Here is a 17,195-nt window from a genome sequence, read left to right on the forward strand (position 1 = left end):
ATAGCGCAAGCTAGTAAGACCCCTCATAGACGATGAGGTTGATAGGCTCGGTGTGGAAGCGCGGTAACGCGTGGAGCTGACGAGTACTAATCGGTCGAGGACTTATCCACAAACCATTGCCTAATGTATTGCATACCCAGTTTTGAAGGTGCAACATCCTTCATAATATTCCTCAGTAGCTCAATGGTGGAGCAACCGGCTGTTAACCGGTAGGCTGGCGGTTCGAGTCCGTCCTGAGGAGCCATAGATGGACAGGTGTCCGAGTGGCCGAAGGAGCACGATTGGAAATCGTGTAGGCGGTGTTGAACCGTCTCGTGGGTTCAAATCCCACCCTGTCCGCCATCTATATTTTATGTGGCCCGTTGGTGAAGCGGTTTAACACAGCAGCCTTTCACGCTGTCATTCAGGGGTTCGAATCCCCTACGGGTCACCATAATTCGGAGGCTTAGCTCAGCTGGGAGAGCATCTGCCTTACAAGCAGAGGGTCGGCGGTTCGATCCCGTCAGCCTCCACCATATTTTGATTGTCGCGGGATGGAGCAGTTCGGTAGCTCGTCGGGCTCATAACCCGAAGGTCGCAGGTTCAAATCCTGCTCCCGCAACCAATTTATTTTGTCGAAACGTTTAAAATATTTGGAGCTGTGGTGAAGTTGGAGTTCACGCCGGTCTGTCACACCGGAGGTCGCGGGTTCGAGTCCCGTCAGCTCCGCCATCAATTTAATCAGTGGCTCGGTAGCTCAGTCGGTAGAGCAGAGGACTGAAAATCCTCGTGTCGGCGGTTCGATTCCGTCCCGAGCCACCTTTTAGGGGCATAGTTTAAAGGTAGAACGAAGGTCTCCAAAACCTTTGGTGTGGGTTCGATTCCTACTGCCCCTGCCAATTTAATATAGCTTATTATGGCGGTCGTGGTGAAGCGGTTAACACACCGGATTGTGGCTCCGGCACTCGGGGGTTCGAATCCCCTCGATCGCCCCATTTTTATTTGCGGACGTAGCTCAATTGGTAGAGCGTCGCCTTGCCAAGGCGAAGGTCGAGGGTTCGAGACCCTTCGTCCGCTCCATATATCTCTTGGAGGTATAGCCAAGTGGTAAGGCACAGGTCTGCAAAACCTTTATCCCCCGGTTCGAATCCGGGTACCTCCTCCATAAAAAAGGGACACGCCTAAACGTGTCCGAGTAAGGGGAAGGTGCGGAAAAACAAGAATGGTACCTTACCTCGTAGTGTAGTCAAGATTGCATGGGTCTATACGTAATCTAATATGCCGGTATGGCGGAATTGGCAGACGCGCGCGACTCAAAATCGTGAGGGAAACCGTGGGGGTTCAAGTCCCTCTACCGGCACCATACATATTTGTTACAAAACCGAATACATTCTAGTGATAAAATGAGTTCACTTCCTTTCAGTTTGTAGACTTGAGAGTAAGTGTTTTTTTATTTTCTGGGGTGATAGGTCACGGGAAAAATGATTCTCATGATAATTGATGGATTGTTGGAGCGGTAAGAGGGACGGAGTGTGATGAAAAAGTGAAGTATGGATTATATGATAAGCCTCCATTGGGGGTAACGGTTCTCTCGACGTTACAGTGGTTAATTGTCACGTTGTCGAGCAGTATTGTCGTGCCGATCGTGATTGGAGATGTCTATGGCTTGACTGCTGGTGAGACAGGCGAATTCATGCAACAGACGATTTTTTATATTGGGGTGGCCTCTCTGCTGCAAGTGTGGCTGGGGCACCGTTATCCGATGATGGATGGTCCTGCTGGTCTTTGGTGGGGGATTTTTCTGATCATGGCCAATATCGGGGGCAGTATGGGACTGGAGCCACGTATCATCGGACAATCGATGCAGGGTGGCTTGATTGTAGCGGGGGCGCTGTTTGTGGTATTGGGCATGACGGGGATTATTTCTCGAATTCAACAGTGGTTTACTCCGATTGTGACGGGTACATATATGACGCTGCTGGCGGTTTCGTTGTGCAGTACATTTGTAAAAGGGATGCTTGGAATTGGGTTTCACCAGTCTGAGCTGGTTCGGCCGGAGATTGCTATGGCGTCCGTCGTGATTATTGCATTGGTGATTTTATTTATGCAGATACCCAGATTGGCCAGTTTTGCCGTGTTACTGGGCATGGTGATTGGTTGGGGGGCGTATGCGTTATTAGGATGGGCAGATCAGCCGAAGCCGGCGCAGGAGCTTGTCGTCTGGCCTAAGGTATTTTTCTGGGGGCCGGTTCATTGGGACGCGGGGATACTGGTGACGTGTGTGTTGACTGGATTTGTACTATTGACCAACTTGATTACGAGTCTGGTTGTGGTGGGGCGTGCGGTGAACCAAGTTGCTGATTCGAAGCAGTACAATCGTGGGGGAGTATATACCGGGGTGTCCCATTTGCTTGCCGGTTTTTCAGGAGTAGTGGGAATGATTCCGCTTTCCTTGGCGGCAGCGGTCATTCAGGCGACGAAGCTGGCATCTAAGCTTCCTTTTATTTTGGCGATGGTATTGATGATGGGGATCGGGATTTTTCCTACCGTGTCACAGGTTCTGGCGGCGATGCCGACTCCGGTTGCTTATGCGGCGATGTTTGTGGCGTATACCCAGTTGCTTGGGTTTGGGCTGAAGGATTTCGCACGGATCCAACTGGATGAGCGGGCGATAACGGTGATTGGCAGCTCGCTTTTGGTGGGGATTGGGATTATGTTTGTACCGCCGGGAGCGTGGCAGAGCCTGCATCCGTTGCTGAGTTTTTTGCTGGGGAACGGGTTGCTGTTAGGTGTATTGGTCGCTCTGTTCATGGAGCATGTTGTGTTCCGCGTGAAAAAGGATCAAGAAGGGCAGCAGGTATCATAAGAAAGAGGACAGCCTCGTAAATGGGCTGTCCTTTTTTGCAACCAAAACTAGCCTTCATTCGTCACTAATCCTGTGAAGACTACATCTCCACCATTGATTTCGGTCATCATGCGTGCGGTGGAACCGAGGATTTCTTCCCGTTCGTTAGGAGCTATATTGTGGTGGAAAAAGATGACGTGGATCAGATTGGTTGCCTGATCATCCACGCTGGTGCGTACAGAATCCACGATGGGGCTACCGAATGCACCATGATCGTCGGCGAGGAGAAGTTTGCCGTTCATATTGATCTCGCGCCCGTTGAGAGCGGGATAGATATCGGTTTCGGTACCGAGGCGGCAGGTGATGGGACCGCTGATTTGGCTCTGGTTGTAGATGCCAAAGGGAAGTGCGTAGCGAACCGACAGAAAATTGTTGACGTCGACGGCAGTATGTAACCAGTGCAGCGTGTTGCCTTGCAGGACACGGCGCAGAAGAGCTTCAGAGGAAGGGCGGTAGCGGGACGGGTCAATGCCTAACTGTTTGAAGGCGGCCCGCCAATACAAGACACCGGGGATCTCGGTGATTTTAGCCAGTTCATGATCGACACGCAAGGATTCTAGGAATAGGTTGATGCGTCCTTGCAATAGTTTGGGAGATTCTGAAAGGGTCATGCCTGCATATTGGATGACACCCAGTGAAAGTTCGGGAAGCCGTTCGAGGACAGAGGTATCCAGTTTTACATTCATCAAATGGTGGCTCCTTTCGTCAAAAATTGGGTATAACTCAAGCCATTTTTTAGTAGTATAACACAAGCCAGGCTAGTAGCTCGAAGGAGGATGCAATTTCTTTTTGTACTTGTCTCTGTCCTTCGGTACAATAGAGGATAACGATGGCTAGGGGGTTACATGGCAGATGAAAGATGTGACGATTTATACAGACGGTGCGTGCTCGGGTAATCCGGGACCAGGTGGCTGGGGGACCGTGCTGTTTTATGGAGAGCATAAAAAAGAGATGTCAGGTTCTGCCGACAACACAACTAACAATCGTATGGAATTACAGGCAGCCATCGAGGCATTGAAGATATTAAAAGAGCCGTGCAAGGTAACGTTATATAGTGATAGTGCGTATCTGGTGAATTGTTTTCAGCAGGAATGGTACAAAGGCTGGCTGAAAAAAGGCTGGAAAAACAGCCAGGGGAAGCCTGTCGAGAATCAGGATCAATGGAAGGAACTGCTTAAGCTGATGGAGACACACCAAGTCACCTATGTCAAAGTAAAAGGCCACGCCGATAACGAGTGGAACAACCGTTGCGACGAACTGGCCACGGGGGCGATCCAGCGAAAGTGACAAATGCAGCATACTGGCAACAGACGAAACAGGCGATCATCGATTACGCCAAAGAGATTGGCATTGACAAGATTGGTTTTGCTTCGGCAGACCCGTTCATAGAATTAAAAGAGAGATTGGTTCGCCATCGTGAAAAGGGATATGAATCCGGCTTTGAGGAACCTGATTTGGACAAGCGGGTCTATCCGGAATTGACGTTAGCCGGTGCGAGGTCGTTGGTATCGATTGCGCTGGCGTATCCGTCCAAGCTGATCAATCCGCCTAAGAATGAGCCGGGAGCTTATCGGGGGATTCTTAGCCGTTCGGCATGGGGAACGGATTATCACCATGTCCTGCGGGATAAGCTGCAAAAGCTAGCCGACTTCATCAAACAGCTGGAACCAGGCGCTGAGATCGAATCGATGGTTGATACCGGCTCGTTGTCTGATCGGGCTGTAGCTGAGAGGGCAGGACTCGGCTGGGTGGGGAAAAACTGTGCGCTGATTACCCCGGAGCTTGGATCGTATGTGTTTTTGGGGGAATTGTTGACGAATCTGCCGCTTCCTCCTGATACACCGGTAGAGGAAGGATGCGGTGAGTGCAATCTGTGTGTGGAGGCATGTCCGACAGGAGCGTTGATCCAAGGTGGACAGTTGGATGCACAGAAGTGTGTCGCCTATCTCACACAGGTGAAGGACTTCATCCCCGAACAATACCGGGCAAAGATCGGCAACCGCTTGTACGGATGTGATACCTGTCAGACGGTATGCCCGCATAACCGAAAAAAACAGGTACAGTATGACCCGGCTTTTACCCCAGACCCTGAAGTAGCTAAACCGTTATTGGTGCCGTTACTCACGATGGGAAACAAGGAATTCAAAGAAAAATTCGGCCATACCTCAGCTGCGTGGCGGGGAAAGAAGCCGATTCAACGCAATGCGATTTTGGCTTTGGCCCATTTTAAAGATAAAAGTGCACTTCCTGTGCTGATTCAGGTAATGAAAAATGATCCTCGTGCGGTAATCCGCGGTACGGCTGCCTGGGCGGTCGGGAAAATCGGCGGGGAAGAGGCACAGGTGGCTTTGGAAAAACAGAGAGAGACAGAGACAGATCCACAAGTGTTGGCTGAGATCGAGAAGGGTTTTGCGTTCATCCACCAGACGAATTCGTGACGAACAGACAAGGTGAGAGGATGGGGAAACATGAAACGAGTTATTGGTTATACAACGATGGAATCACCAATTGGACCGTTATTGCTTGCTTCTACCGACCAAGGGTTGTGTGCGATTGAGTTTGGCCCGGAGGAATCTTCGCTGATGACATTGGAGCGTCTGTGCCGCAAATGGCAGTTGGACGCCAACATAGAATGGAACGATGAACTCAATCAAGAGGTCAAGCAGCAGCTGGAAGAGTATTTTCGGGGAGAGCGTAAAGAGTTTGAGATTCGTTATGACTTGTATGGCACACCGTTTCAAAAGGCGGTCTGGACGGAATTGACGCGGATTCCGTATGGGGAGACTCGTTCCTATAAAGATATTGCATTGGGGATTGGCGCGGCCAAAGCCGTGCGTGCGATTGGCGGAGCGAATCATAATAACCCGATTCCGATCATCATCCCTTGTCACCGTGTGATCGGCTCGAACGGTGCGCTTGTCGGTTATGGCGGGGGTCTCTCCATCAAGGAAACCCTACTGCAGATCGAAGGCATACTCGGCAAGCAGAACACGAGGAAAGCATCCTATTAGTTTTCGTCCAAAGAACATAAGGTTTAACAACGGGGATTTCATCGAATCCCCTGTTACATACATAAATACAAGCTGGGAGGGATAGCAATGAAGCTGTTGATTCTCGGAGGTACGCTGTTTCTTGGACGTCATATGGTAGATGCTGCAGTAGGGAGAGGTCATGAACTAACGCTGTTTAACCGTGGGACGAGGAATGATGGCTTGTATCCACAGGTAGAAAAATTGATTGGTGACCGTGATGGTGGATTGGATGCGCTCAAAGGCAGACGCTGGGATGCGGTGATTGATACGTGCGGGTATTTTCCGCGTATCGTTCGTCAGTCGGCTGAATTGCTTGCGAACAGCGTGGATCACTACACCTTTGTCTCTAGCGTCTCTGTATATTCTGATTTTTCGAAACTCGGCATCGACGAATCTTATCCGGTGGGGAAGCTGGAGGATGAGACGATCGAAGAAAAAAATGGAGACACCTACGGCCCGCTCAAGGTATTGTGTGAACAGGCTGTAGAGCAGGCGATGCCGGGTCGTGCACTGGTGATCCGACCCGGTCTCATCGTTGGACCGCATGATTCTACTGACCGTTTTACATATTGGCCGTGCCGTGTTGCACGAGGTGGGGAAGTGCTGACACCTACGTTGGATGATCATCCGATTCAAATTATTGATGCACGAGATCTGGCGGAATGGACCATCCGTATGATGGAACAGAAGGAGACCGGTGTCTACAATGTGACCGGGCCAGAGCAGCTTTTGCCATATCGTACGTTTGTAGAAGAGTGCAGGGCGGTAACTGGCAGTGATGCGACCTTTGTGGAAGCCAGTGATGAATTCCTGATGGAGCAGGGTGTGGGGATATGGACGGAATTGCCGATCTGGATTCCGCACAGTGAGGAGTCACACAAGGGATTCACAGCTGTGGATTGCACCAAAGCCCTGGCAAAAGGGCTGACGTTCCGCCCGCTGGCTGATACGATTCAGGCCACACTGGATTGGGCAAACAGCCGTCCAGCTGATTATGAATGGGTCAACGGGCTTGCAGATGAAAAAGAGCAGAAGGTTCTCAACGCTTGGAAGGAACGTCAGGGTATCCGCATGAACGAGCAACGATAGATTTCCATCCCTATACATTTCCATGAAAACTCCCCCATATATATGGTCTGAAAGCTTTTATCCGGCGATAGGGCTTATCTCACGCATGTTACGAAGGGTGGAGAAAAACCTGTGGATACATCGTGGCAAGGTCGGCTAAAAGAGTACCTTGAAGAGATGAACAGAGCATATGTAGACGGTGATGTGGAGCGTCTCGGGCGTTTTTTTGCGGATGATCACTTAAAACGCTTGGATTACGAGAGATGGCTCCGTGAACGCGAGCAGCATCAGGCGCGTGGAATCAATCCGCTGGCTGTCACGGTTCAGGCTGTTCCTCTACAGACCAAGGTGATCGATGATGACACCGTCGATACCGTGCTGTCTCTTCATCAAAAGCTGCATTACAAGCTGAATGATCAGATGCATGTGCAGGAAAATCAGCGGGTGCAAAGAGTCAGAATGAAGCGGATCGAGGATACGTGGGCTTTTTTACGGCCGTGGGGATGGTACTTTGACAATATTTTCGGCGGGGGAAGACCTGCTGGACGTGAAGGAGAAGGGGAAGGGGAAGGGGAAGGAACGCCAGGAGAGGTGGCAGAAGGCACTGCAGCGGGTACTCCTGACAATCCACAGATCCCTACACAGAATCCAGCGGGGCCAGGGGTAGTTGTTCCGGCAACACCAACTCCAGCGGAACCAGAAGCTGTGGAAGTGGTCCGGCTAAGCGGGTATAATCGGGCCCGTGGAGTTGCCTACGCGGAGCAATACTGGAATTCCTATAATTCCGCCTATCCGAAGTTTGAAGTAGACTGCACCAATTTTGTCTCCCAATGTCTGCATGCGGGCGGTATTCCGATGACTTTCACGGGGAATCGCGGCAGTGGCTGGTGGATGAGAGGGAAAAACTGGAGCTACAGCTGGTCGGTGGCACACAGCCTTTATCTTATGATGAAGAGCGGTAAGGCACCGTTCTATGCCAAGCAGGTACATGATCCGAGGATGCTTCAGCCTGGTGACGTGATCTGCTATGACTTTGACGGAGATGGCAGATGGCAGCATAATACGTATGTTGTCACAAAGGATGCGAACGGCATGCCGCTGGTGAATGCTCATACAACGAACAGCAGGAGAAGGTATTGGGAGTATAAGGATTCGACTGCGTATACGCCAAAGGTGCAGTATGGGATGTTTCGGATTATGGGCGGGCAGTGAGTGGGATGTAAAGTTGTAGAAGATAGGGACGGAATGTAACTGTAACCCTAACGGTCGAGTCTTAGGGAAGATGAAGAAGCGCGGCATGTCCGAGATGATCGGAAAGATGAAGAAGCGTGGCTGTCTGAGAAGTTCGGAAGCAGGTCACGCTTCTTTTTCCTGTTCAAAAATGGGGGAATCTGTGTCATCTGCACCTGTCCCCTCGCTTTCCCCTCCCACTTTTCGGTATAATAAATGATTGAGTAACCCATAGGAGACGAAGTTCAATGCCACTACATATTGTTTTGCACGAACCACTTATTCCGGCCAACACTGGTAACATTGCGCGGACGTGTGCCGCGACGGGGATTCATCTGCATTTGATCCGGCCGCTGGGATTTTCTACAGACGATAAAGCGTTGAAACGGGCGGGGCTGGATTATTGGCATGCGGTGAGCATTCATTATTATGACAGCTTTGAGCATTTTGAGGCGGAGCATGCGGACAAGCGTGACCGTTTTTTCCTCGTGGAGACATGGGGGGAAAAATTTTATAGCGATGTATCTTATCAGGATGGCGATTTTATCATTTTGGGCAAAGAGACGTCAGGATTTCCGCGTGAGATCACGGACCGGTACAGAGACAATTGCATCCGTATTCCAATGGGCGGTGCGACGAGATCGATCAATCTGTCTAACTGTGCGGCGCTGGTGGCATTTGAGGCGCTGCGGCAGATCGGGTTTCCGGGGTTGGATTGAGGGACGGAGTTAGATTAAAAACTGGAGTTAGGTTGAAAACCGGAGTTATTAGGTTAATGGATGGCTTTTGATTAAAAAATGAAGTTGGATAGAAGCATGGGGCTTGATGGAGAGCCAAAGGATTGGATCTGTAAAACACAAGGCCTTGTCAGGTACTTGAGACAATGATGAGAAGATTGAGAGGGGCAACCAAACCATGACTGCACAAACGAATCTAAACGGCAAAACCATCTTTTTTGATTTGGATGGGACTTTGTTGGAAATGCATACCGAGGAATTTGTCCAAAACTATTTGAAGGAACTGGCGAAGTACGTAGGAGATCGAATGGACGCGAAGCAGCTGATCGGGCTTTTGTGGGAAGCAACCAAGGCGATGATCCAAAGTGATGAGCCTGAAATGACCAATGAAGAGGTGTTCGTCCGTTACTTCCTTACGCACAGTGGATTGGAAAAGGATGCGATCTGGCCGGTGTTTGAGGCGTTTTACAGCGAGATTTTCCCGACCTTGTCCCATCTGACCAACCCGTCTCCATGGGGCAAAAAGATCGTAGAAGCGGCAAAAGAGCAGGGCTTCCGCGTAGCGGTGACGACCAACCCGGTGTTTCCGAAAGAAGCGATCTACAGCCGTCTCGGGTGGCTGGGGCTTACTCCGGATGAGTTTGAGCTGGTGACGGTCTATGAAGAGGCGCACTATACCAAGCCAAATCTGGGCTACTATCAAGAGGTGTGCGACAAGCTGGGCGTGAAGCCAGAGGATTGCATCATGGTGGGAAATCATATGCAGGAAGACATGGTTGCGGGTGAATTGGGGTTGAAGACGTTCCTTGTGACGAATTATATGGAAAATCGTGGGGAGCCGCTGTACCGTGTGGATCAGCAGGGGACGTTTGAAGATGTGTACAATGCGATCGTTAATCGAACAGGTGTGTTTGCGCCGTAGGATACGATTGCCACTTTTAGCTCGGATTTTGCATACCAGCCTGGATAGACAGCCCGATTCCTCAGTCTTATGGTCTCAGGGATAAACCATCCCCGCTGGTTCTAAAAAACTACAATACATAAGAAAAAAGGCAGATACCACATGGGCGTCTGCCTTTTTCATTGGGGGTGTGGCTACAAACGAAAAAAGGGCCGATGCCCTTGATTCACACGAGATCAAACCTACAGATTCCAGGTCTTGTCTTCGTTATATCCTGCTGTGAGAATGAAGAACAGGAACGCACAGAAACAGAACGCTACGATAAAAGTACCCATGTTTCAACAGACTCCTTTCGAAACCAGACTACCCCCATTATACCGTAGCCTTTCCCATTTGCCTACCATCTAACCATGACAGATTTGTTGCATTCACCTAGAGATATGTGGAATCCGTGATGAACATGTATGTATTGCCTGCATATCCATAAGAAAAGGAAAGTAGTTCTCCTTGACCTGCTTATCAGTAATGCTATCTTAAGCAGGGACATATACATGAAAGTACATTGTTGGTGGTAATTATTGGGCTGAAAGAGGGAGGAGTGACTTGCATGGATATCCTAAGGCGCATTGCAGAGCACCGGGCCCGTGAAGAAAAGTTGATGTGGAAGGGTACTTTTGCTGAATATCTGGAACTCGTACGTAAAAACCCGACGATTGCGCAGACGGCACATTCGCGTATCTACAACATGATCAAAAGTCATGGGGTTGAAATTAATGAGGACGGTTCGAAGTCGTATAAGTTTTTCTCTCGGGAAATGTACGGTTTGGATCGCTCCATTGAACGTCTCGTGGAGGAGTATTTCCATTCCTCGGCCAGACGCTTGGATGTACGCAAACGGATTCTGCTTTTGATGGGTCCGGTCAGTGGCGGTAAATCGACGCTGGTCACCATGCTCAAACGTGGTCTCGAAGAATACAGCCGCACAGATGAGGGCGCGGTCTATGCACTCGACGGCTGCCCGATGCAGGAAGAACCGCTGCATCTCATCCCGAATGAGCTGCGTCCAGAATTCGAAGCGGAACTGGGGATTAAGATTGAAGGTGAACTGACTCCATACAACCGGATGCGTCTGGAAAATGAATATGGCGGTCGGATTGAAGACTTCCCGGTCAGCCGGATTCTGTTCTCGGAAGCACAGCGTGTCGGGGTGGGGACATTCAGCCCGTCTGACCCGAAATCCCAGGATATCGCTGACCTGACCGGTTCGATTGACTTTTCGACGATTACCCGTTATGGCTCTGAGTCTGACCCGCGCGCGTATCGTTTTGACGGGGAGCTGAACAAGGCGAACCGCGGTTTGATGGAGTTTCAAGAGATGCTCAAGTGCGACGAGAAGTTCCTCTGGCACCTGCTCTCGCTCACACAGGAAGGGAACTTCAAGGCCGGGCGTTTTGCCCTTATCTCCGCAGATGAGATGATCGTCGCGCATACCAATGAAACCGAGTACAAAGCTTTTATTGCCAACAAAAAGAACGAAGCGCTCCAGTCTCGTATGATCGTCATGCCGATTCCATACAACCTCCGCGTCAGTGACGAGGAAAAAATCTACGCCAAGCTGATCAAACAATCCGACCTCGGCCACGTCCATATCGCCCCGCACGCACTTCGCACCGCAGCTATTTTCTCCATCCTCACCCGACTCAAAGAATCCAAAAAGCAAGGCGTCGACCTGATCAAGAAAATGCGTCTATACGATGGTGAAATCCTCGAAGGCTTCAAAGGCTCTGACCTAGAGGAGCTTCACAACGAACACGCAGACGAAGGGATGTCCGGTGTTGACCCGCGTTTTGTCATCAACCGCATCTCCAGTGCACTCATCCGTCGCGACACCGAATGCATCAATGCCCTCGATATTCTCCGCTCGCTCAAGGAGGGCTTCGACCAGCATGCATCGATCACCAAGGAGCAAAAAGAACGCTACATGAACTTCATCTCCCTCGCCCGCAAAGAGTACGATGAGCTGGCGAAAAAAGAAGTTCAAAAAGCGTTCGTCTACAGCTACGAGGAGTCTGCGAAAACCCTCATGGATAACTATCTCGACAACGTCGAAGCATACTGCAATATGCAAAAACTGCGCGATCCCGTCACCGGCGAGGAGATGGAGCCAGATGAGCGCCTGATGCGTTCTATCGAGGAGCAGATCGGTATTTCTGAGAATGCGAAGCGTGCCTTCCGCGAAGAAATCCTCATCCGCATCTCTGCTTACGCCCGCAAAGGCAAGCGCTTCGACTACCGCATGCATGAGCGACTGCGTGAAGCGATCGAGAAGAAGCTGTTCGCTGACCTCAAAGATGTCGTGAAAATTACAACATCGAGCAAAACACCAGATGAGCATCAGCTCAAGAAAATCAACGAGGTTACCCGCCGTCTGGTCGAAGAGCACGGCTACACCCCGATCTCGGCAAACGAACTCCTCCGCTACGTCGGCAGTCTCCTGAACAGATAGAGAGGAGGTGGAAGCATGGACGACTCGTCGTTTGTCGTCTCGCGGGAAGACTGGTCCCTGCACCGCAAAGGTCATCAAGACCAGCATCGGCACCAGGAAAAAGTACGCGAGGCGATCAAAAAGAATCTCTCCGATCTGATCAGCGAAGAAAACATCATCATGTCAAACGGTCGGGACGTCGTCAAAATCCCCATCCGCTCGCTTGATGAATACCGTTTTCGCTACAATTATCAAAAAGGCAAACACACCGGGCAAGGCAAGGGTGACTCCAAGGTAGGCGACGTCATCGCCAAAGACGGAGACCCGAGCCAGCAACAAGGTCCCGGCAAAGGACCAGGTGCTGGAGATCAGCCCGGTCAGGATTACTTCGAAGCGGAAATCACGGTGGAAGAGCTGGAACAGATGCTTTTTGCCGAGTTGGAACTGCCCAATCTGCAGCAAAAGGACGAACAGCAAATCATCGTCGAGGACACCCGCTTCAACGACATCCGCAAAAAGGGCCTCATGGGTAATATCGATAAAAAACGTACACTCCTCGCCGCCATCCGCCGCAATGCCTTGGCCGGCTACAGCGATCTGGAACTGGGCATCTCCAACGATGACCTGCGTTTCAAGACCTGGGAGGAGATCGTCAAGCCTCATTCCAACGCGGTGATCATCGCGATGATGGACACCTCGGGTTCAATGGGCGTCTTCGAAAAGTACGTCGCCCGCAGCTTCTTTTTCTGGATGCTCCGCTTCCTGCGCACGAAGTATGAAAAGGTGGAGATCGTGTTCATCGCCCACCATACCGAGGCCAAGGAAGTGACCGAAGACGCGTTTTTCTCCAAAGGGGAGAGCGGGGGGACGATCTGTTCCTCCGCTTACCGGAAGGCGCTGGAGATTATTGATGCGCGGTATCCGTCGAGTCAGTACAATATCTATCCGTTTCACTTCTCGGATGGGGATAATCTGACGTCGGATAATGAGCGGTGCCTGAAGCTGGTGAAGGAGCTAATGGATCGGTGTAATATGTTTGGGTATGGGGAGATTAATCAGTACAATCGCCATAGTACGTTGATGTCGGCGTATAAGCATGTGAAGGATCCGAAGTTTATGTATTCGGTGATTAGGGAAAAAGGCGAGGTTTATAAGGCGTTGAAGCATTTCTTTAGTAGGAAAGAAGTGCAGGCTTGAAGGGAAGACCGGACGTGGAAGGAGCGTTCGGTCTTTTTTGCGTGGAGTAGGTTAATAATTAGAGGAACTAAACCAAATAATAAAATACATCAATAATCAAAACGATTAAGGAAATCAGGGAACCATAAACATAAATTTTTTGTTCTGATTCATTTTTGTATTTTCGGGATACGAGCATATAGATAGCGAAGATCATCCCTGCCAGCAGGAATAGATCAAGGATCATATCAAACATCATGGAAGAGTAACTCCTAACCATTAGAATTGTATACGTTGATTGAGGGATGATTCTCTAAAATGAGCAGCTTATGTGGAGACGAAACTCTCTTCAGCAAGTCTTTGTCATCATAACCAATCATTTTAACTCCGACAATATGAAATGGAGAGGGATGCAATGAGGTATGATTTGCTGTTCATCGGTTTGGCGATTGGTTCCATTTTACTTGGTATGGCAGCGAAAAACCAAGTTGAATATGCACCCATGCTAGGCTGGATACTCAGCTTTTTCTTTTTCATCATGGCAATTGTGTCGGTGATTAAAAGTAGGTCGCGCAATAAGTGAAAAACCTCTTACCGAAAGCGTGGATTCATGCGTGCATGGGGTTTTCCTTGTACCATCCAACCAATTTGATACTGGCTGATAGACATGTGGAAGATCGAAGTCGCACACGAAGGCGTTCGGTCTTTTTTCAGTTTATCCATGCCATTAATTACAGCTATATTTCTATTCCATAAAATTAAATAATAGTGTTAATAGATTCACGAAAGGAGAGCGGGCGGTGCCATTCAAAATACTCATACTAGCATGTACAGTTCTTTTATTAAGCTCAACCATATCAGCAACATCAATTATAGCTGCTACCGCTGATGAACCACGGCCAGCCGCTCCCTTGCTGAATACAACAATAGATACGGATCAAGACGGTCTTACAGATTACTTCGAATTCGGGGTAACCAATCCGAAGACACAAGATACGGACGGCGACGGCATCTCTGATGCTCATGAAGATACCGATGACGATGGTCTTATCAATATTGACGAGCAAACGTTGGGGATAAGTGCAATCTCTGCTGATACAGACGGCGACTATCTTTCTGATTATGAAGAGCTTATGAATTATGCCACGCGACCAGATCAATTGGATACAGATGGTGATCACTTAGCAGACGGTATCGAGACAGAAGTGTATCAATTGAATCCAAAAGAAGCCGACGAAGATCATGACGGCATTCTCGACGGTGATGTTGAGCGGTCGTATCAGCTTCCGACGAACCGATTTGGAATTACAGGAGAAGCATACGGTGCATCTAATATCCCCCTTCAGATCGCGATTAGAGACACACCTATTCTTTTGGCAAAACAGATTCCAGATTCTGTTTCATTTGATATTCTTGCACTACATGAGCAAATCACCTTTACACTTACGATCCCGTACAACCCGGAGACGCTCAAAAAAGAAGATTTGCAACTCTTTTATTTTGATGAAAAGAAAAATGAATTAAAACTAGTTGAAAACCAAAAACTTGACAAGCGTCAAAATAAAATCCACGCAACCGTTCAGGGTGGTGGCACGTTTGTCGTCGTTTCTAAAAAGGATTGGAAGGCGACTCTCAAAGCGACGAAGGAGAACTACAAAGGGACCTATAAAGAAAAGCATAGGGGAAAGTTGAAAGGCAAAGTGAAAGTAAACGGACTAGCCAATTTGGAAGTTGATGCGTCAGCGATTTCAGATGATGGAACGATTTCGTTTGAGGAAAAGTTTCCGGTAGGGGATGAAAATAATCTGGACGAGGGAACGAAGATCTTATCAATAGGTCGTGCGACTAGTCCGAAAGCGATAATGAAAAAGGCCATTTACTCCGTTGAGGAGGTTTATCAGAGTGAGGATATTACGTATGTCACGGTGAATGCGGTCACCACGGCATCAGGCAATACGCCTACGATCCTCATCCATGGCCTCAATGGTAACTCGACGACATGGGGATTTCATAACGATTGGATCAACAGCGAGCAACCAATCACGGCAGGTACGATAAATGGTGTGAACTTTACGAAGGCGAATTATGCGTTTGGGGCAACCTCTACTTATTCAAATATTGATGTTCATTTTATTAATCTGCTGACGAGACCTTACAGTGATGCTGATGAGTTAGGGGCATGGCTGGACCGTTTTAGCACATATACTCCCAATAAAGACCTGTTTATTTTTGAGTATGATAATAGAGGCAGTGTGAGAATAGCTGCACAGTATTTATCCGATTATATCGGTGCGCTGCGTGCCAAAGTGATTGGGTACAAAAATGTAAATATCGTGGCGCATAGTATGGGTGGTCTGGTTTCGCGTTATTATATTGAAAATTTATATGGCTCTTCAAAGGTGAATCGATTGGTTACATTGGGGACGCCTCATTTTGGCTCCGATTTGATGTTTTTTGGTGATTTGTACAGATTCGGCAGCGAGTTGTGGAACAGTCAGAACTATAGGCTGACGAATAAGCATCCGTATACGAAATATATCGGGTTTAGCGGTTTTGCAGGTGATTTTAATGATTTTTATGCGTCTGGAATACGTGGGGTTTATTTTACGGGGACAGGGGTTCCGACCGACGCCAAGAGCTGGGATGCTTATGTGAGAAAAAAATTCCAAGTAGCAGGTCGTACCTTATCCCAAAGTGACATAGGTGACCATGCTGTCAATATTGATTCAGCTTTAGGGTCTGATTATGAACCCGATTATAATAACTCATCTTCGGGGATCAGAGGTGGACTTGATTCCGTAACAATGGTTTCCCGCTATTTGATTTTTGATGAAGTGTATGGTGATCATAGTAAAATGCGAAAGCAAGCAAGAGTCCGTACCAAGATCGTTGAAATACTAGCAGGCAGTGACGATGGATTAATAGCAGACTAAGTGGAGGAATCATATCTAATGACACCTTATAAATTCGGGGGAGTACTGGCAGGTCTTATCCTCCTCGCTGCTCTCATAACTTCTTTGTTTATGCAAGAAATATTAATGGTAATACCTTTGTATATCTTAGGCGTGGGAATGATCATCCTCATCCTTTACTTCCTTCTTGTCTATATCCATTCTAAGGTCTCCGAAAAAGTATTTCTTACCATCATTCTCATACCTGTTTTGATGATTGGACTCTATATTGGAAAAATTCAATATGAGGATTGGCATGGGCAAAAGAGATTTGAATCATGGCAGACAGCACCAGTCCGTGGGGTCCTTGAGATCAATAAAACGGTGACGATCGACTCAGAGCATCCAACCGATGAGATTATCAAATACAAGATCGTGATTCCACAAGATGGTTCTCTACTCATTGATTGCCCAACCAATGATTTTACCGAACAAGTAGTTATGTATGTGTTTAATAATAAACCAGATAGTTGGATCGTCAGTGCCAAAAATGAAAATGACAGTGGGGTACATGTATACAAGGTTCAAAAAGGGGAAGAGTACTATCTGGTTATCGACCAAAAAAACCTGATTCAACAAGGCAGAAGTGGCTTTTCTTATGAACTTACGCCAAAGATCACAGCCATAGAGATGTAAGAAAAGAAAGACCAGATAAACGCATCTGGTCTTTTTTTTACCGTCTTTCAGCTACTTTCACAAAATACATTCGCCCACTTCATTTGTTAATAAAT

Annotated in this window: 13 protein-coding genes, 12 tRNA genes and 1 rRNA gene; 25 read left to right on the plus strand and 1 reads right to left on the minus strand. The window is 48.5% G+C overall.

Annotation, left to right across the window (positions count from 1 at the left end):
* The 14 genes from FGI41_RS18045 to FGI41_RS18110 all read left to right on the plus strand — a co-directional run.
* Positions 1 to 110, plus strand: a 23S ribosomal RNA gene (locus tag FGI41_RS18045); the annotation flags it as partial.
* A gap of 59 nt (positions 111 to 169) precedes the next feature.
* A tRNA-Asn gene (locus tag FGI41_RS18050) sits at positions 170 to 244 on the plus strand.
* Between the two features lie 5 nt (positions 245 to 249).
* A tRNA-Ser gene (locus FGI41_RS18055) sits at positions 250 to 342 on the plus strand.
* Positions 343 to 356: 14 nt separating this feature from the next.
* Positions 357 to 433: transfer RNA gene (locus FGI41_RS18060), tRNA-Glu, on the plus strand.
* A gap of 6 nt (positions 434 to 439) precedes the next feature.
* Positions 440 to 515: transfer RNA gene (locus FGI41_RS18065), tRNA-Val, on the plus strand.
* Positions 516 to 527: 12 nt separating this feature from the next.
* Positions 528 to 604: transfer RNA gene (locus FGI41_RS18070), tRNA-Met, on the plus strand.
* Positions 605 to 634: 30 nt separating this feature from the next.
* A tRNA-Asp gene (locus tag FGI41_RS18075) sits at positions 635 to 711 on the plus strand.
* 14 nt (positions 712 to 725) lie between these two features.
* Positions 726 to 798: transfer RNA gene (locus FGI41_RS18080), tRNA-Phe, on the plus strand.
* A 6-nt stretch (positions 799 to 804) separates the two neighbouring features.
* Positions 805 to 878 (plus strand) — tRNA-Trp (locus tag FGI41_RS18085).
* 20 nt (positions 879 to 898) lie between these two features.
* A tRNA-His gene (locus tag FGI41_RS18090) sits at positions 899 to 974 on the plus strand.
* 9 nt (positions 975 to 983) lie between these two features.
* Positions 984 to 1,059, plus strand: a tRNA-Gly gene (locus FGI41_RS18095).
* 10 nt (positions 1,060 to 1,069) lie between these two features.
* Positions 1,070 to 1,144: transfer RNA gene (locus FGI41_RS18100), tRNA-Cys, on the plus strand.
* 115 nt (positions 1,145 to 1,259) lie between these two features.
* Positions 1,260 to 1,342: transfer RNA gene (locus FGI41_RS18105), tRNA-Leu, on the plus strand.
* Between the two features lie 180 nt (positions 1,343 to 1,522).
* Positions 1,523 to 2,845: a purine/pyrimidine permease gene (locus FGI41_RS18110; RefSeq protein WP_139491755.1), complete on the plus strand. Its 1,323-nt coding sequence runs from the start codon at positions 1,523 to 1,525 to the stop codon at positions 2,843 to 2,845.
* A 47-nt stretch (positions 2,846 to 2,892) separates the two neighbouring features.
* On the opposite strand, the gene FGI41_RS18115 is transcribed toward FGI41_RS18110, so the two are convergent.
* Entirely contained in the window at positions 2,893 to 3,570 is a 678-nt protein-coding gene (locus FGI41_RS18115) for a B3/B4 domain-containing protein (RefSeq protein ID WP_139491756.1), read from the minus strand.
* Between the two features lie 166 nt (positions 3,571 to 3,736).
* Between FGI41_RS18115 and rnhA the strand changes: the two genes are divergently transcribed.
* The 11 genes from rnhA (at position 3,737) to FGI41_RS18175 (ending at position 17,100) form a co-directional block, all read left to right on the plus strand.
* Positions 3,737 to 4,171 (plus strand): ribonuclease HI, encoded by a 435-nt coding sequence (gene rnhA, locus FGI41_RS18120; protein WP_139491757.1) that lies wholly within the window; start codon positions 3,737 to 3,739, stop codon positions 4,169 to 4,171.
* Complete coding sequence (gene queG, locus FGI41_RS18125; RefSeq protein ID WP_438358037.1) at positions 4,132 to 5,322, plus strand: tRNA epoxyqueuosine(34) reductase QueG; 1,191 nt, start codon at positions 4,132 to 4,134, stop codon at positions 5,320 to 5,322. The genes rnhA and queG overlap by 40 nt, the downstream gene beginning before the upstream one ends.
* Before the next feature lie 30 nt (positions 5,323 to 5,352).
* Positions 5,353 to 5,895, plus strand: coding sequence for a methylated-DNA--[protein]-cysteine S-methyltransferase (locus FGI41_RS18130; RefSeq protein ID WP_139491758.1), 543 nt, complete (start codon positions 5,353 to 5,355; stop codon positions 5,893 to 5,895).
* Positions 5,896 to 5,982: 87 nt separating this feature from the next.
* A complete protein-coding gene (locus FGI41_RS18135; RefSeq protein ID WP_139491759.1) occupies positions 5,983 to 7,005 on the plus strand; it encodes an NAD-dependent epimerase/dehydratase family protein in 1,023 nt (340 codons plus the stop codon).
* A 156-nt stretch (positions 7,006 to 7,161) separates the two neighbouring features.
* Positions 7,162 to 8,196 carry an amidase domain-containing protein gene (locus FGI41_RS18140; protein ID WP_255298524.1) on the plus strand — a complete coding sequence of 345 codons (1,035 nt, stop codon included), beginning with the start codon at positions 7,162 to 7,164 and terminating at the stop codon, positions 8,194 to 8,196.
* Positions 8,197 to 8,462: 266 nt separating this feature from the next.
* Positions 8,463 to 8,933, plus strand: a complete 471-nt coding sequence (gene trmL, locus FGI41_RS18145; protein WP_139491760.1) for a tRNA (uridine(34)/cytosine(34)/5-carboxymethylaminomethyluridine(34)-2'-O)-methyltransferase TrmL — start codon at positions 8,463 to 8,465, stop codon at positions 8,931 to 8,933.
* A gap of 196 nt (positions 8,934 to 9,129) precedes the next feature.
* Positions 9,130 to 9,873 (plus strand): HAD family hydrolase, encoded by a 744-nt coding sequence (locus tag FGI41_RS18150; RefSeq protein WP_139491761.1) that lies wholly within the window; start codon positions 9,130 to 9,132, stop codon positions 9,871 to 9,873.
* 586 nt (positions 9,874 to 10,459) lie between these two features.
* Positions 10,460 to 12,358 carry a PrkA family serine protein kinase gene (locus FGI41_RS18155; protein ID WP_139491762.1) on the plus strand — a complete coding sequence of 633 codons (1,899 nt, stop codon included), beginning with the start codon at positions 10,460 to 10,462 and terminating at the stop codon, positions 12,356 to 12,358.
* A gap of 15 nt (positions 12,359 to 12,373) precedes the next feature.
* Positions 12,374 to 13,534: a sporulation protein YhbH gene (gene yhbH / locus FGI41_RS18160; protein ID WP_139491763.1), complete on the plus strand. Its 1,161-nt coding sequence runs from the start codon at positions 12,374 to 12,376 to the stop codon at positions 13,532 to 13,534.
* Between the two features lie 779 nt (positions 13,535 to 14,313).
* Positions 14,314 to 16,446: an alpha/beta fold hydrolase gene (locus FGI41_RS25640; protein ID WP_139491765.1), complete on the plus strand. Its 2,133-nt coding sequence runs from the start codon at positions 14,314 to 14,316 to the stop codon at positions 16,444 to 16,446.
* Between the two features lie 18 nt (positions 16,447 to 16,464).
* Positions 16,465 to 17,100: a hypothetical protein gene (locus FGI41_RS18175; RefSeq protein WP_139491766.1), complete on the plus strand. Its 636-nt coding sequence runs from the start codon at positions 16,465 to 16,467 to the stop codon at positions 17,098 to 17,100.
* Positions 17,101 to 17,195: the final 95 nt, after the last annotated feature.

The sequence above is a fragment of the Brevibacillus dissolubilis genome (assembly GCF_006170445.1).
GTDB classification, from domain to species: Bacteria; Bacillota; Bacilli; order Brevibacillales; family Brevibacillaceae; genus Brevibacillus_B; species Brevibacillus_B dissolubilis.

What these genes read in the sequence shown, in the direction of transcription:
- FGI41_RS18115 (WP_139491756.1), bottom strand. Translation starts at nt 3,570, where the DNA reads ATGAATGTAAAACTGGATACCTCTGTCCTCGAACGGCTTCCCGAACTT.
- rnhA (WP_139491757.1), top strand. Translation starts at nt 3,737, where the DNA reads ATGAAAGATGTGACGATTTATACAGACGGTGCGTGCTCGGGTAATCCG.
- FGI41_RS18130 (WP_139491758.1), top strand. Translation starts at nt 5,353, where the DNA reads ATGAAACGAGTTATTGGTTATACAACGATGGAATCACCAATTGGACCG.
- FGI41_RS18135 (WP_139491759.1), top strand. Translation starts at nt 5,983, where the DNA reads ATGAAGCTGTTGATTCTCGGAGGTACGCTGTTTCTTGGACGTCATATG.
- FGI41_RS18140 (WP_255298524.1), top strand. Translation starts at nt 7,162, where the DNA reads ATGAACAGAGCATATGTAGACGGTGATGTGGAGCGTCTCGGGCGTTTT.
- trmL (WP_139491760.1), top strand. Translation starts at nt 8,463, where the DNA reads ATGCCACTACATATTGTTTTGCACGAACCACTTATTCCGGCCAACACT.
- FGI41_RS18150 (WP_139491761.1), top strand. Translation starts at nt 9,130, where the DNA reads ATGACTGCACAAACGAATCTAAACGGCAAAACCATCTTTTTTGATTTG.
- FGI41_RS18155 (WP_139491762.1), top strand. Translation starts at nt 10,460, where the DNA reads ATGGATATCCTAAGGCGCATTGCAGAGCACCGGGCCCGTGAAGAAAAG.
- yhbH (WP_139491763.1), top strand. Translation starts at nt 12,374, where the DNA reads ATGGACGACTCGTCGTTTGTCGTCTCGCGGGAAGACTGGTCCCTGCAC.
- FGI41_RS18175 (WP_139491766.1), top strand. Translation starts at nt 16,465, where the DNA reads ATGACACCTTATAAATTCGGGGGAGTACTGGCAGGTCTTATCCTCCTC.